Raw genomic sequence first — 13,855 nt, 5'->3', positions numbered from 1 at the left:
GCATGTATGCAGACAGCCCCATGCTGACGGCTGAACAACAGGCTGTCGTCGATCAGCCCTGGGACGCGCGTGTCCTTGTCAGGGCCGGGGCGGGCACAGGCAAGACCCACACACTCGTACGGCGGCTCGACGCCTTGGTCAGTCGCGAGGAAGACGCCTTGGAGACCAGCGAGATCCTGGTGCTCAGCTTCTCCCGTGCTGCCGTACGTGAACTTCGTGAGCGCATCGCCGCCCACGGTCGCCGAGCCCGACGGGTCCGCGCCCAGACCTTCGACTCCTGGGCGTACACCCTGCTGCAAACTGCTTATCCGGACCAGGAGTGGAGTCGGTATACCTTCGACGAGCGGATTCAGGAGGCGGAGAAGGCGATCGCCGCAGGAGCGGTGGAGGCCGGAGAGCTCGGCGCACCGGCGCACGTGATCATCGACGAGGTCCAGGACCTCGTCGGCGATCGCCGGAACATGGTGCAGACGCTGCTGGACTGCTTCCAGGACAGCTGCGGTTTTACCGTGGTCGGTGACGGTGCCCAGGCCGTCTACGGTTTCCAGGTCTCCGACCTCGATGCCCGAGCCGCCGAAACCAACTACTTCTTCGACTGGCTGCGTGTGTCGTACGCCGACGATCTCGTTGAGCTGCGGCTGACGACCAACTTTCGCGCCCGGACCGACGAGTCACGTACGGCGCTATCTCTGGGGTCCACGCTCCAAGAGCTCCCTTCCCACACCGGCGAGGCCGCGACGGCGGGCACCGCCGTCTATCATGACCTGCGTCAACGGCTCCTCGCCTGCTCGGACTTCGGCGATCTGACCGCCGCCTACACCGTCGACTCGCTTCGCGACTACCCGGGTACGTGCGCGATCCTCTGTCGGGACAATCGCCAGGCGCTCGTCCTGTCGGAGACACTGTCCGAGCACGGCGTACATCATCGGGTTCGGCGTTCGCTGCAGGACCGCCCGGTTCCGTCATGGGTCGCGGCTCTGCTGAGGCACACGGGTTCCGCGACCCTCGGCGAAGAACGCTTCCACGAAATCCTCGCCGACGCCGGTGTTCTGCGTGGCACCGATCCCGCGCCTCTGTGGCGGTCCCTGCGCGGAGCCGCACGTGCTTCGCGCGGACTGCTGGACGTTGCCGCGGTACGCAGGCTCGTCACCGAAGGGCGCTTCCCCGACGAGTTGGCCGCAGTCGAGCCCGATCGCCTGGTCATCGCCACGGTGCACCGTGCGAAGGGGCTCGAGTTCGATCGGGTGATCGTCGTCGAACCCGCCACCATGGCCGCACTGAGCAAGCAGCACACGCACGTCGACCCCGCCGCTGAGGCGCGGGCACTGTACGTCGCGATGACACGCCCTCGGGACGATCTCTACCGGGCTGCCGCACCGCGCACGGAGCTGATCCGCCGCGACCGCGTCGTGGGCCGCTGGTACGCGGCGGGGTGGAAGGCATACGCGCGCTACGGCATCGAGGCCGGCGGGCTCGATGTCTGCCGCGAACACCCGCCGGGCACGGACGGTTTCGCATCCGACCCGGTAGCCGTGCAGAGGCACCTCGCCTGTACGACGCGCGCCGGTGACCCACTGGTCCTACGCCGTCTGCACGAATTGCAAGCCGCCGGTGATCAGAGTCCTCCCTACGCCGTGTACCACGAGGGCATGCCGGTCGGCGTGGTCTCGACGAAGTTCCGTCAGGACCTGTACGCGTCCCTCAAAATCAATCGCACCTGGGACATCAACTGGCCGGCGGAGATCGTGGGCTTCCGGGTCGACACCGTAGAGACCGTGGCAGGCAGCATCGCCTCCGGAGTGCGAGCCGGGATCGGGGAGTACGGGGTCTGGCTGGTGCCGCGTATGTCCGGACTGGGGCGCTACAAGTGGGGCGAGCACGCCCGGGGAGGTCACGACCGATGACGAACGACGCGAGAGACCATACGGAGCATTACGCCGTCCGTGACAGCCTGGTCTCGCAACTCCGGCGGGGTCTCTTGGGTCCTGGAACCCCCGACGAGGTCTTGACTCAGGATCCTCCGATCACGGCCTATCCGATCGGCGTGCTGTTCCCCCGAGCGACGGGTGAGGCGGCAGAGGAGGAGCGCGCCGCCAGGATCGCCGAACAAGGACTCGACGACACTCCCGTGCAGAAGCGGAGGGACATCGAGGACACGACCCTGGACCTCGGCATCTCCCTGGCCAATGACCGCAAACCGTCCTCCATGGGAATTACCTTCGCGGTCGACCCAGACGTGTCCCGCACGGTCGTCGTCATGACGGAGGCCGCCGCATACGACCCGGTCGACGCGGAGGGCCGTCCGATAACGGCCCAACGCTCGGAGGCTCGCAGCACCTCCGAACAGAACGAGCACTGGCGGCGTCGTCCGCTGGACTTCCGACCGATCACGGTGGATGTGACCAGTCCCGGCATGCAGCGCCCGGCCCCCGTGGCGGACGGGGTGAATATCCGCGCCCTCGTGCGGAAAGCAGCACCTGACGGCACGGTCACGGTGACGGTCACCCTGATCAACGATCAGCGGATCAGTGAACGTGAACTGCAGGACGCTTTCAGCCTGTTCCAGCCTCGACTGACCGTCAGCACCCCCACCGGGGCGCCGGCCTTCGTCGACAGGCAGCCCGCGTCCGAGGCCGCCGATCCGGAGCAGGCCGTCAGCAGGCTTCTCCACCGCCACGCCCCGACCTTCGCGACAGGCCATGGGTGCGCGGCCGACTGGGAGTGGACACCTCCGCCCATCGGCACCCGGTTCCTCGACCGCGCTGCCGTCGACCAGGTCCGGACCGAGTTCCTACCCGTCCATGAAGTACTGCTGACCGACTCGAACCCGGAGATCGATGCCTCGGCTCTCACCATGCACGGGCTGGCGACTCGTCCGGACTCCGAGGTTCTGTCCGCGCTCGAAGGACTGCTCGCCGGATATGGGGACTGGATCCAACGCAAGACGTCCGAGGCAGCGACGATGGCAGGCACCCCGTTCGAGGTACCGGCGCAGAAGCAGATCGAGGCGTGCGGCGTAGCGCTCGGCCGTATGCGGCGAGGTATCCGTCTGCTCTATGACCGTAGCCGACCGGAGATCATGCGAGCATTCAAGCTCGCCAACGAGGCAATGGCCCAGCAACGTGCACGCAGTCTGTGGGTGAAGAACGGGCGCACGGGCACACCCGACCTGGCGTCGGGGCGCTGGCGTCCGTTCCAGATCTCCTTCGTACTCCTCTGCCTGGAAGGGATCGTCGACCCCGGCCACGAGGATCGAGAGATCGCCGACCTGCTCTGGTTCCCGACGGGAGGCGGCAAGACCGAGGCCTACTTGGGCCTGATCGCCTTCACCACCTTCCTGCGCCGCATGCGCCTGGAGGCGCGCGGCGCCGGTGTGACCGTGCTGATGCGCTACACGTTGCGGCTGCTCACTCTTCAGCAGTTCGAGCGTGCCGCCATCCTCATCTGCGCGATGGAGCGCATGCGACTGGCCGACGAGGCGCTCCTCGGCGTCGAGCCGATCTCCATCGGGATGTGGGTCGGCCAGTCCGCCACCCCGAACAAATTGAACGTCGCCGCGGACAGTCTGGTGGAACTCCGCAAGGGCAGGTCCCTCCAGGAAAAGAACCCGGCCCAGCTCCACGCCTGCCCCTGGTGCGGTGCCCGACTCGACGCCCACCAGTACGAGGTGGATGAGGAGGCTCGGCGCATGCACGTGCGCTGCCCCAACCCCTCCTGTGACTTCCGCGATGGGCTGCCCGTGCACCTCGTCGACGATGCCGTGTACGACGCACGCCCCACCCTGGTGATCGCCACGGTGGACAAGTTCGCGTCCATGCCATGGCGGGAGAAGACCGCGGCGCTCTTCAACCGGGACCGTGCGGACCGCACGCCTCCCCCAGAGTTGATCGTCCAGGACGAGCTGCACCTGATCTCTGGGCCTCTCGGCACCCTCACCGGTTTGTACGAAACGGCTGTGGACATCCTCGCCGACCGGCCCAAGGTGATCGCCTCGACCGCGACGATCCGCAGGGCGGGCGCTCAGGGCAGAGCCCTGTTCGCCCGTGAGGTCTCTCAGTTCCCCCCGGCGGGGTTGGACAGCAGGGACTCCTGGTTCGCCGTGGAGACACCACGTGGGCGTAAGGCCAGTCGGCAGTACGTCGGCCTCCTCACCCCGAGCACCAGCCAGTCGACCCTGCTGATCCGCACCTACGCGACACTGCTGCACCAGGCGATGCGCGCAAACACCTCCCCAGAGGTACGTGACGCCTATTGGAGTCTGGTCGGCTACTTCAACAGCCTTCGGCTGCTCGCCGCCGCCGACCTCCAGGTCAGGGACGATGTCGAGGCCTATTTGGAGTATCTGGCCGAGCGCGACGGCACCGACAGGCGTCGTGTCCTGGAGATGACCGAGCTGACCAGCCGGGCCACCTCCAGCGAGATCCCGGCACGACTCAAGCAGATCGAGCGGCGGCTCCCGCACAAGGAGACGGTCGACGTACTGCTCGCCACGAACATGATCTCGGTCGGGGTCGATATCGACCGCCTCGGCCTAATGGCTGTCATGGGGCAGCCGCAGACGACCGCCGAGTACATCCAGGCCACCAGCCGCATCGGCCGTACCCATCCGGGCCTCGTCGCCGTAATGCTCAACTCGTCGCGCTCGAGGGACCGTTCCCACTACGAAAACTTCCTGCATTTCCATTCGGCGCTGTACCGCGAGGTCGAGTCGACCTCGGTAACCCCCTTCTCCTCCCGCTCCCGAGAACGCGGCCTGCACGCCGTGATTGTCGCGCTCGCTCGTATCCTCATTCCTGCCGCCCGCCCCAACGACGGCGCCGGCCGCATCGACGGGTTCCGCGACGAACTCGCGGGCCGGATCCGGCCCCTCCTGCTCGATCGCGTGCTGGACATCGACCGGGGTGAGTATGAGGCGACCGCCGACGCCTTCGACGAGTTCGTCGACAGGTGGGCGGATGCGGCAGAAGCTCAAGGCGGCCTCTACTACGAACCTGTACGCGGCAAGAGGTCCCCATCCCTGTTGTGCGGTTTCGACGACGAAACCGATAGCGACGCCTGGCCAACCCTGTGGAGTCTGCGTGACGTCGACGCGGAGACGGCCCTGTTCATGGAGGCATCCCGATGACCCCGCCCCCCGCCCGTCGCCGCCGGGGCGCAGGCGCTCCCGAACGCAGCTACCCACGGCGCGGCTCGGTCCGCCGCGCCCAGATGATCACGACGTACGGTGTCGGGTCGATGATCGCCGTCGAGAACGAGTCGTTCATGGTGGCCGGCACGGACTCCTGGAACGTCAAGGAAGCCCCTACGATCCACGAGCACCGGCTCGCCCGGATCCTCGGCGTACGGTCGTTCCGTCTGCCTCCCGCTTCGGACGACACCAGCAAGGACGGCGTACGAGTACGTCGCTTCCCGCTCTGGCACTCGTGCCCGACCTGTAACGCCCTTCAGCACGTGCGGGGTTTCAACTCCCCGCCCGGAAAGAACGAATGCGGTGACTGCCAGGAGAGCTTGGTTCCCTCTCGCTTCGTCATGGCCTGTGCCCACGGGCACATCGACGACTTCCCGTATTGGAAATGGGCACACCGCGACAACCGCGCGGAGGGCGCCTCGGGCCTCTGCGGTGGTGAGATGCGTCTGCGGACCACCGGCCGGACCGCATCCCTGCGCTCCATTCTCATCTCTTGCACCTGCGACATTCCGGAAGTCTCGATGGAGGGAGCCTTCCGGCGTACGGCCCTGACCAAGCTCAAGGTTCGATGCGAGGGCAGGCGACCATGGCTCAAGGACGCTCCCGCGGAATCCTGCTCCGAGCCGCCCCGCACGCTCCAACGCGGTTCATCTGCGGCATGGCATCCGATCGTCAGGTCCGCGCTGTCCATCCCGCCATGGAGCGACGGTCTGGCCGACCGTCTCGCGCCGTACTGGGATGAGCTCCGCAGCATCGACCGCTCGGAGATCCCGCTATACCTGAAAATCATTACGATGCGGGAAGGAAACGAGATCTCCGCGGATGCCGTCAGCGCTCTGCTCGACGCCGAACTGGGCGAGGACCCGGAGGGTGATCAGAGGCACGGCGCGGACAGGGCCTATCTCGCTCTGCGCTACCAGGAGTACAACCAACTGCGAAGCGGCAACGCGGAACGCGACGCGTCTCGTGAGGAGCAGTTCGTCTGTGAGCCACCAGGGACCCACTCACCGGATCTGACCCGCCTCGGCCTGGCCGGCCCGATGCTGGTCAAACGGTTGCGGGAGGTCCGGGCCCTCAAGGCGTTCTCCCGTGTGGAGGCTCCGGACAACAACGCCGAAGTTCACGAGGCCCGGTTGTCCGTCGACGATCTGAGTTGGCTGCCCGCCATGGAGGTCCAGGGTGAGGGGGTGTTCCTACGCCTCGACGAGGAGAAGATCGAGGCCTGGGCCCGCAGTACGGCCGTCGCGGCCCGAGTGGAACGCATGCGGAACAATCACCGTCGCCAGCTCCGCGAGCGAGCTTCGGATCCGATGGCCGCGCCCGAGTCCCCGGCCACGCCTCGCATGGTGCTGCTCCACACGCTGGCGCATGCACTGATCAATGAGTGGAGCCTTGACGGTGGCTATCCAGCTGCCGCGCTTCGAGAACGTCTCTACTCGGGCGACTCCATGTCAGGTCTGCTCATCTACACAGCGACCAGTGATTCGGCCGGCAGCCTCGGCGGCGTGGTCGCTCAGGGCGAGCCCGCGCGGCTGGCCGCCGCGCTACGGTCCGCCCTGCACCGTTCGGAGTGGTGCTCGGCCGACCCGCTGTGTATCGAGTCCGAGGCGAGCGGGGCGGGCAGCGTCAACCTCGCGGCCTGTCACGCCTGTGTCCTGCTACCCGAGACGAGTTGCGAGCAGAACAACGGATTGCTTGATCGCGCTCTGCTCGTGGGTACTCCGGAGGACCCGTCCATAGGGTTCTTCCACGGCACCTTCAATCACTGATCCATCACGCACTCCACCTCCTCCATCTCGGCTTCGAAGTGCACCTGGGCCCGATCAAGGGCTTCGTCCGGGTCGCACCCATGTGCTCGGAGCCAGTGGAGGAGGTCTGCGATCACGTCGATCGCGACCTCTTCCGCGACCGCGGTACTGAGTCGTGACAACTCGCCGTTCCGCGAAGTCCTGGCCTCTCCGTAGCCATGGATCACCTCCTCGGCTCGACGCGCCTCGGAACCACTCGAGTATCCGTCCCGAGGACCGTGCCCCGTGGCCAGCTCGCACCATGTGACCTTCGAGTCCGACTTCAGCTCGACGCCCCACCGTTCGGCTAGCGCATCCAACAGCGCGATGCCGCGGCCTCCTTCCGCGTCGTGGCCGGCAGCGACAAGAGTCGGCAGAGCACGCGCATCCGGATCTCGCACCTCAATGCGCACACATGGTTCGCGAAATGAGAGCAGCAGGACAGTCGGCGTCCCGGCACCCACGTGCTCGATGACGTTCGTCACGAGCTCGCCGACACACAGTTGCGCCACGTCGATCAGGTGAGGTAGCCCCCACTGCACCAGACGCAGTCGAACTATGCGGCGCAGCACTGACACCTCCTCCGGTTCGGCGAGGAAGGGCAACTCCCAACTACGCAGTGGCACTACACGCTGTTCGTCCGCCATGAGCATCCAGCCCTTGCTTCGTTACCAGTGTCGCGGGTCGCGATCAATCCGCTACACAGCGTGGCAGTGCAACTTCCAAAATGGAACTCTCACGGCGGCCTCACGGAAGCACGCCCTGGTCCCGCGCGCCCCCGGCGCGCGCAGTCTTGCTCTGCCGCCGCCGTGCGGGCACGCTCGTCCCGGACTACAAGAAGGGCCAGAACATGGCTGTGGGACCGACGACCCGCCGTCGCCAACTCGGCGCGGACCTCCGCCGTCTACGCGAACTCAAGGGGCTGACCCTGGAGGAAGCGGGAGCGCGCGTAGGTATCTCCAAAGCCACCTTGAGTCGCTATGAGACCAAGGAGGGTGTGGTCAAGTGGCCGGCCGTGGATGCGCTCTGCCGTGAGTACGAAGCGGCCGACGACGTGCGGCAGGCCCTGGTCGAGTTGGCGAAGGGCGCCCGGATTCAGGGGTGGTGGCGCTCGCTGGCCGACCCCATCCCCGAATCGATGAACCTCATGCTGACCCTTGAGGACGAGGTCGTTCGCGAGGACCACTACGCGTGTATGTACATCCCAGGCCTGTTCCAGACCCGGGGGTACGCGGAAGCCGTGCATCGCGCTTCCGAGGTGGGCTGCACCGAACGCGAAGTGCAGCACATGGTGGACATCCGCATGAAACGGCAGGAGCTCCTCCAGCGGACTGATCCACCTCGTATCTGCGCAATCGTCGACGAGGCCGCCGTGCATCGCGTCGTCGGTGGAGCCGATGTCATGCGGGAACAGCTTGAGCACCTCTTGGCCCTGTCAGAGGGCCCTCAGGTGACGGTCCAGATACTGCCGTTCTCCGCGGGCGCCCATGCCGCCGCCGTGGGCAGCTTCGTCCTCCTCCGAGGGCAGAGCCCGGCCCTGGACGTCGTCTACGTAGACCTGCTGGGCGGCGGGCTCTTCATGGAGAAGCAAGCCGAGCTCGAGCGCTACAAGTTGGCGTTCGATTACCTACGTGCACAGGCCCTGGATCTGAAATCATCCACTGAAGCCATTCGTCGAAGCCTCAGGGAGTTGTGATGGACCCCCGCCACCCAGTCCGCTGGTTCAAGTCGTCCTACAGCGGCGGTTCCGGAACCGAGTGCGTCGAGGTGGCGATGGTGACGCCGCAGGTCATGGTCCGTGACACGAAGTGCCCGGCCGATGGCCGGGTTCGCGTCGGAGCTGCCGCTTGGGCCGAGTTCGTGACGGCACTGCCCGGGATGCCTCGGCACTGACACCGCGCTCGGTTGGCAACTACCGCTGCCCCTGACACAGTTGTTCGCACATCGCAGGCGCGGGGAGCGGGGGCACACAGAGGTATGGGGCACACGCGTCGACGGGCGGCACTCGCGTTGGGCGCTCTGGGGCTTGTCGTCGCGGCGTGGGAGTGGCCGGTAGGGCAGGACGATGCCGTTGACGCCACTCAGTTCACCATCGCCTTCTTCGCCACGCTCCTCACCGGTGAAGCCGTGATTTTCGCGCTGTCCTTCTCTGCCGCCAGCTCATGGCCTTCCTTACGTGCGATTGACAGCCACATCGCCTTCCGGGAGTGGGTACTCGCCGGATGGGTTGCGGCCATGTTCACCGCGGGTGGGCTGCTGGGGCAGAGCGAACGGAGTACGACCTATGGAGCGCTGCTGTTCCTGCTCGCCAACTGTTTCGGGGTCTTCTCCTTCGCCCGGCTCTTCGGCCTCGCCAGCGTCGGCGGACGTAACCGCCTGTTGCGGCGGACCCTGGCGCGAGGGTTGTGCGAACTTCGCGCGCGGGACGCGAGTCTGGAAGAGGAGCTCAGCGATGACCCCGTCGTTGCCGCCTACCTAGGTGCGCTCGATCAAGTCATCAGTGGCAACGACCCCAACGGCATTCGTAACCTCGTCGCCCAGCTCACTGACGTGAACGTGCCCCCGCCGGCCAACGAGGACGCCGCCGCCCTCCACCTCGAAGTGCTGCACCGACTCTGTCGGGCCGCTCTGGTACGGGGAACAGACCCTGTCGTCGTAGTGGGGTGCGCGGACTCGATCATCGGCTCCCTGATACGTCACGTGCGGACACTTCCCGACCCGGCAGTCGCGCTCGGTGAGGCCAGTCGCTACCTGGCTTGGCTCGGCAGTACCGCGACTCTGATGTCCCAGCGGGGCATCGCTTCCAAGCGCGCCGCCCGTGAACTTGTCGCCGTGACCGTCGAGAGCCGCCGCCTCATTCTTCGACAAGTCGATCCTGACCCGGTTGCCGCCAGCGGCTCGGCCGACATGGGATCCGTGTGCGACAGTCCGGCTGCGATGCTGGTGTGGGCCCGGGACTTCACCGAGTTCCATGGGTCGGACCAGGCCGGTGCGTTCTACGGAGTGCACCAGTTCCTCACCGGGCAGAAGTTCATGGGGAACTACTGGGATGGAGCTTCCGTGCTGAGCGCTACGCGAGCGACGTTGTACGGCAGCGCGGAGAACAGTCCGGCCGGCACGCCGGAGGCCCGCGCCTCACGGGAGCTCTTCGGCGACCTCGCGGGGTTCGATCGCTTCTGGGCCCTGGTTTCGGTCAACGCTCTCGCGACGTTACGTGACGTGCGCGCCGAACACCCTGCCGAGCTCATTCGGCCCGAGTTCACGCCGGATCCGCAACTGCTCGGCGCGTATCTGCGGACATTCGCGAGCCACCGCTGGTTCAACACCGCCGCTCAAGCGAATACCGCACTGCTGTTCCTCATGGCACACACGGACGGCCCCGAATCGCCATGGGCTCAGGCCCGCGCCCGTACCGCACGTTCCGTCATTCGCACTCCCGCCCCACGCGGTGAACCCCAGGACCGGCCTGCTGCCATGGCTCTCGCTGTCGCCGCCCGGCTTGCTCCCCTTGCACCCGGCGAACCCGACCATGAACTTCGCGCGTTCGTGTCCGGCCTCTCCCCTTCGGCGCTTGCGGCCACCGCCCGGCTCGCCGCACGCGTCCTTCCAGGTGCGGCGGAAGCAGACGACCCTCGGGAAGCTGTCGTCATCGGTCTGAGAGTGTTGAGGCTCGTCGGTGCCCACACAAGGACCACCGCATGAGCGGCGAGGGCCAAGCGCAAGACTGGGCCGCCGCCCTGTCCTGCTTTGCGCGACCGAGCGTGGAAGCCATTCTCGTCGTCCAGTGCGGGCTCGACTGGCTCGCACCGCAGCAACTGGCCCTGCGCAACGCCATCGACGAGGCACTCATCAAAGCCAGTTGTTCAGTCGGTGCACCCCATATCACCCGCGTGCTGCTCCATAACCTTCCGGCCGGCGCACTCGAAGGTCCGGAAGGGGCGGCCATGGCACGGTCCTTCTCTGAATGGAACCACCGGCTCGCCGCTTCCGCCGCTTTGCTGTCCGCGCCCTCCCCGCACGTGCAGAGGCTCATCATCGACGGGGCCGAATCCGGTGCTTCCGTTCCCGATATGGTCAGTGTTCTGGAGTACGACCACTGGAGCCATGCGGAGCTCCGAGATCAGGTTCTCCGCATCGTCGAAAGCCCCGGCTCGACGACGCCGCTGACCATTTATGACGTCGACCTGGACGGGCCGTTCAGCGACGTAGATCCATCGGTTCATATGTGACACCGGTTGGAACGTGAGTCGCCTACGGATCGCGATACGTACGAGGAAAGGGAGTACCCGTTGCCTTACACGCCGGAAAACGAGCAGGACCGCAAATTCCTCGAACAAGCCATCGCCATCTCCCGGCACGCGCTCGACGACGAGGGGAAGACACCGTTCGGCGCCGTCATCGTCGTGGGTGGCCAGGTGGTGGGCACGGGTACAAGCTCAGTCGTCGAGTTGCATGACCCGACCGCTCACGCCGAGGTGATGGCTCTTCGTGACGCAGGACGGAGCCTCGGGCGCCACCTCATGGAAGACGGCGTGATGTATTCGAGCAGCGAGCCGTGCCCGATGTGTCTCACCGCGTGCTACTGGGCCCGGGTCCCTCGCCTCGTCTACGCCGCAAACAGCCACGACGTCGCCGTCAACGGATTTGAGGATCTGCAGTTCTATCGCGAGTTGGCACTGCCCAACGCCGAGCGTCAGCTGATGGCTGAGGTGGCCGTCGGAGGCGACCTACGCTCCACCGCGGCGGGCGCCCTCGGTGAATGGTCTGCCTCGCTACCGTTTCCGGTGGAACCGAAGCTCTGACACCAAGGCTCGCGAGGAAAGGAGCCCCGTTGCCCTACGCCCCCGAACAAGACCGAGACCGCAAGTTTCTCGACCTGGCCATCGAGAGCTCCCGCCGCTCCCTGTACCCCGACAGCACCGCCAAGCCCTTCGGGGCCGTCGTCGTTGTGGGTGGGGAAGTCGTGGGGGAAGGGGTCAATTCCGTCGTTGCCACCAACGATCCGACCGCGCATGCCGAGGTCATGGCCCTGCGGGAGGCGGGGCGGCGGCTTGGGCGGTATTCCATGGGGGACGCGGTGCTGTACGGCAGCAGCGAGCCTTGTCCCATGTGTCTCGTCGCCTGTTACTGGGCCGGGATTCCACGGGTCGTGTACGGGGCCACCACCCGCGACGCCGCCGCCAACGGGCACGAGGATCTGCGGTTCTACCGGGAGCTGGCCCTGCCCAACGCCGAGCGGCGGATGCTGGACGAAGTGGCCGTGGAGGGGGCGCCGCGGTCGGCCGCGGTGGAGGTTCTCGCCGCCTGGGCCGCCGCGCAGCCCGGGGTCGTCGAGCCGAAGCCCTGAGCCCGCCCCCGGCCCACCCGGTCCGCCCCCGGTCCGCCCCTCGATCCGCCCCCTCGATCCGCCCCCCCCGATCCACCCACCGACCCACCCCCCACTCACCCCGCGTTAACCTCTCACCAGAGGACATCACGGACGTATCAGCGAGAGGCAGGCCCGGCATGGCGAGGGTTTCCGGAGCAGTCGTAGCCGCCGGTGGGCTCGTCGGGGGGTATGCCGTCGCTCGGTTCACCGGGAGGCGGCCCCTCGGCGGAGCCGTGCTCGCCGGGGCCGGGGTCGTCGCCGCCCGGCAGTGGCGGGAGAGCGCCGGGAACAAGGCGGCCGCCGCGCTCAGCGCCGCGTACGTCGCCGGGTTCGCCGGCTCGCACCCCCTCGCCAAGAAGGTCGGCGCCTGGCCCGCCGTCCTCGGGGTCGCCGGCGCCGTCGGCCTCGCCTCCTGCGTCGTCGCCGACCGCCCCACCGCGGGCTGAGCACCGGACGTACCGCCCCGGCGTTGCACGTAAGTTCCGGCGACACGCCGTCCGCCTCGGCGTGTCGCCGGGACTTTTCCGCGACGCGCCGAGCCATCTAGCCGCCGGTCGGCCCGCCCCGGAACGTCGCCCGGTACGCGCCCGGCGGCACCCCCACCCCCAGCGCGAAGTGCTGCCGCAGGGACGCCCCCGTGCCGAAGCCCGCTTCCGCGGCGATGCGGTCCACCGTGTGGTCCGTCGTCTCCAGGAGTTGCCTGGCCCTGTCCAGCCTGCGCTGCGTCAGCCACTGCATCGGCGTCAGGGCCGTCTCCTCGCGGAAGCGGCGGCTGAACGTCCGCACGCTCATCGACTCCACCCCGGCCAGCTCCGCCAGCGTCAGCGGGTCCGCCAGGCGCTTCAGCGCGTAGGCGCGGGCCCGGCCCGTCGACGTCAAACCCGGTTCCGCCAGCGGGCGACGGATGTACTGGGCCTGGCCGCCCTCCCGGTGCGGGGGCACCACCGTGCGGCGGGCCACCTCCGCTGCCACCGCCGCGCCGTGGTCCTCGCGGATCAGGTGCAGGCAGAGGTCGATGCCCGCCGCCTCGCCCGCCGAGGTGAGCACCTCGCCCTCGTCCACGTACAGGACGTCCGCGTCCACCGTGACCTGGGGAAAGGCCTTCGCGAAGCGGTCCGCCGACATCCAGTGCGTCGTCGCCCTGCGGCCGTCGAGGAGGCCGGCCGCCGCCAGGACGAAGGAGCCGGTGCAGATCGAGGCCACCCTGCCGCGGCCGACCAGGGCGCGGGCCACCAGCGGGTCGAGTCCTCCCGGCTCCAGCGCCTCGTCGCTCTCGTGTGACGCCGGGACGATCACCGTGTCCGCCGCCGCGACCACGTCCAGGCCGTGTTCGGCGTAGACGGGGAAGTCGGCGTCCGTGCGGATCATGCCGGGGCGGGGCGCGCAGGTGCGTACGGAGTAGAGCGGGTCCCCGTCGGCCGAGCGTGCCGTGCCGAGCAGTTGGTGGACCAGGCCCAGTTCCATCGGCAGCACGCCGTCCCTGATCAGGACCGCCACCACGTGGGGCGCCAC

Annotated in this window: 12 protein-coding genes; 10 read left to right on the top strand and 2 right to left on the bottom strand. The window is 67.5% G+C overall.

What is annotated here, in order from left to right; genetic code table 11:
* The first annotated feature begins 2 nt into the window (after positions 1-2).
* The 3 genes from ACZ6JY_RS00710 to drmB are packed head-to-tail and all read left to right on the top strand — an operon-like array spanning position 3 to position 6,957.
* On the top strand, positions 3-1,904 hold the full coding sequence (locus ACZ6JY_RS00710) for a UvrD-helicase domain-containing protein (RefSeq protein WP_469191866.1): 1,902 nt from the start codon (positions 3-5) through the stop codon (positions 1,902-1,904).
* Complete coding sequence (locus ACZ6JY_RS00705; RefSeq protein WP_469190824.1) at positions 1,901-5,125, top strand: helicase-related protein; 3,225 nt, start codon at positions 1,901-1,903, stop codon at positions 5,123-5,125. The genes ACZ6JY_RS00710 and ACZ6JY_RS00705 overlap by 4 nt, the downstream gene beginning before the upstream one ends.
* Positions 5,122-6,957, top strand: a complete 1,836-nt coding sequence (drmB, locus tag ACZ6JY_RS00700; protein WP_469190822.1) for a DrmB family protein — start codon at positions 5,122-5,124, stop codon at positions 6,955-6,957. Before ACZ6JY_RS00705 ends, drmB begins: the two co-directional genes overlap by 4 nt.
* Here drmB and ACZ6JY_RS00695 read toward each other — a convergent pair.
* Positions 6,951-7,622 (bottom strand): ATP-binding protein, encoded by a 672-nt coding sequence (locus ACZ6JY_RS00695; protein ID WP_469190820.1) that lies wholly within the window; start codon positions 7,620-7,622, stop codon positions 6,951-6,953. The two genes, drmB and ACZ6JY_RS00695, sit on opposite strands and share 7 nt — an antisense overlap.
* Before the next feature lie 203 nt (positions 7,623-7,825).
* Here ACZ6JY_RS00695 and ACZ6JY_RS00690 point away from each other — a divergent pair, with 203 nt between their 5' ends.
* From ACZ6JY_RS00690 to ACZ6JY_RS00660, 7 genes are all read left to right on the top strand, one after another.
* On the top strand, positions 7,826-8,671 hold the full coding sequence (locus ACZ6JY_RS00690) for a helix-turn-helix domain-containing protein (protein ID WP_469190818.1): 846 nt from the start codon (positions 7,826-7,828) through the stop codon (positions 8,669-8,671).
* The gene (locus ACZ6JY_RS00685) at positions 8,671-8,868 is read left to right on the top strand and encodes a DUF397 domain-containing protein (RefSeq protein ID WP_469190816.1); all 198 of its coding nucleotides are present in this window, start codon (positions 8,671-8,673) and stop codon (positions 8,866-8,868) included. Before ACZ6JY_RS00690 ends, ACZ6JY_RS00685 begins: the two co-directional genes overlap by 1 nt.
* Positions 8,869-8,952: 84 nt before the next feature.
* Positions 8,953-10,677, top strand: coding sequence for a hypothetical protein (locus ACZ6JY_RS00680; protein ID WP_469190814.1), 1,725 nt, complete (start codon positions 8,953-8,955; stop codon positions 10,675-10,677).
* Complete coding sequence (locus ACZ6JY_RS00675; RefSeq protein ID WP_469190812.1) at positions 10,674-11,204, top strand: hypothetical protein; 531 nt, start codon at positions 10,674-10,676, stop codon at positions 11,202-11,204. The genes ACZ6JY_RS00680 and ACZ6JY_RS00675 overlap by 4 nt, the downstream gene beginning before the upstream one ends.
* 60 nt (positions 11,205-11,264) lie before the next feature.
* A complete protein-coding gene (locus tag ACZ6JY_RS00670; protein WP_469190810.1) occupies positions 11,265-11,777 on the top strand; it encodes a nucleoside deaminase in 513 nt (170 codons plus the stop codon).
* 29 nt (positions 11,778-11,806) lie between these two features.
* Positions 11,807-12,322, top strand: a complete 516-nt coding sequence (locus tag ACZ6JY_RS00665) for a nucleoside deaminase (RefSeq protein WP_469190808.1) — start codon at positions 11,807-11,809, stop codon at positions 12,320-12,322.
* A 158-nt stretch (positions 12,323-12,480) separates the two neighbouring features.
* Positions 12,481-12,789 (top strand): hypothetical protein, encoded by a 309-nt coding sequence (locus tag ACZ6JY_RS00660; RefSeq protein WP_469190806.1) that lies wholly within the window; start codon positions 12,481-12,483, stop codon positions 12,787-12,789.
* A 97-nt stretch (positions 12,790-12,886) separates the two neighbouring features.
* Here ACZ6JY_RS00660 and ACZ6JY_RS00655 read toward each other — a convergent pair whose 3' ends face one another.
* Positions 12,887-13,807, bottom strand: a complete 921-nt coding sequence (locus ACZ6JY_RS00655) for a GlxA family transcriptional regulator (RefSeq protein ID WP_469191864.1) — start codon at positions 13,805-13,807, stop codon at positions 12,887-12,889.
* Positions 13,808-13,855 lie beyond the last annotated feature (48 nt).

Source organism: Streptomyces sp. NPDC046335, from assembly GCF_055587985.1.
The sequence above is the reverse complement of the archived record's forward strand: the minus strand, read 5'-3'. Positions and strand labels throughout refer to the sequence as shown.

Excerpts from the sequence above, each read along its gene's own strand:
- ACZ6JY_RS00710 (WP_469191866.1), top strand. The coding sequence starts at position 3 with ATGTATGCAGACAGCCCCATGCTGACGGCTGAACAACAGGCTGTCGTC.
- ACZ6JY_RS00705 (WP_469190824.1), top strand. The coding sequence starts at position 1,901 with ATGACGAACGACGCGAGAGACCATACGGAGCATTACGCCGTCCGTGAC.
- drmB (WP_469190822.1), top strand. The coding sequence starts at position 5,122 with ATGACCCCGCCCCCCGCCCGTCGCCGCCGGGGCGCAGGCGCTCCCGAA.
- ACZ6JY_RS00695 (WP_469190820.1), bottom strand. The coding sequence starts at position 7,622 with ATGGCGGACGAACAGCGTGTAGTGCCACTGCGTAGTTGGGAGTTGCCC.
- ACZ6JY_RS00690 (WP_469190818.1), top strand. The coding sequence starts at position 7,826 with ATGGCTGTGGGACCGACGACCCGCCGTCGCCAACTCGGCGCGGACCTC.
- ACZ6JY_RS00685 (WP_469190816.1), top strand. The coding sequence starts at position 8,671 with ATGGACCCCCGCCACCCAGTCCGCTGGTTCAAGTCGTCCTACAGCGGC.
- ACZ6JY_RS00680 (WP_469190814.1), top strand. The coding sequence starts at position 8,953 with ATGGGGCACACGCGTCGACGGGCGGCACTCGCGTTGGGCGCTCTGGGG.
- ACZ6JY_RS00675 (WP_469190812.1), top strand. The coding sequence starts at position 10,674 with ATGAGCGGCGAGGGCCAAGCGCAAGACTGGGCCGCCGCCCTGTCCTGC.
- ACZ6JY_RS00660 (WP_469190806.1), top strand. The coding sequence starts at position 12,481 with ATGGCGAGGGTTTCCGGAGCAGTCGTAGCCGCCGGTGGGCTCGTCGGG.
- ACZ6JY_RS00655 (WP_469191864.1), bottom strand. The coding sequence starts at position 13,807 with ATGGAACTGGGCCTGGTCCACCAACTGCTCGGCACGGCACGCTCGGCC.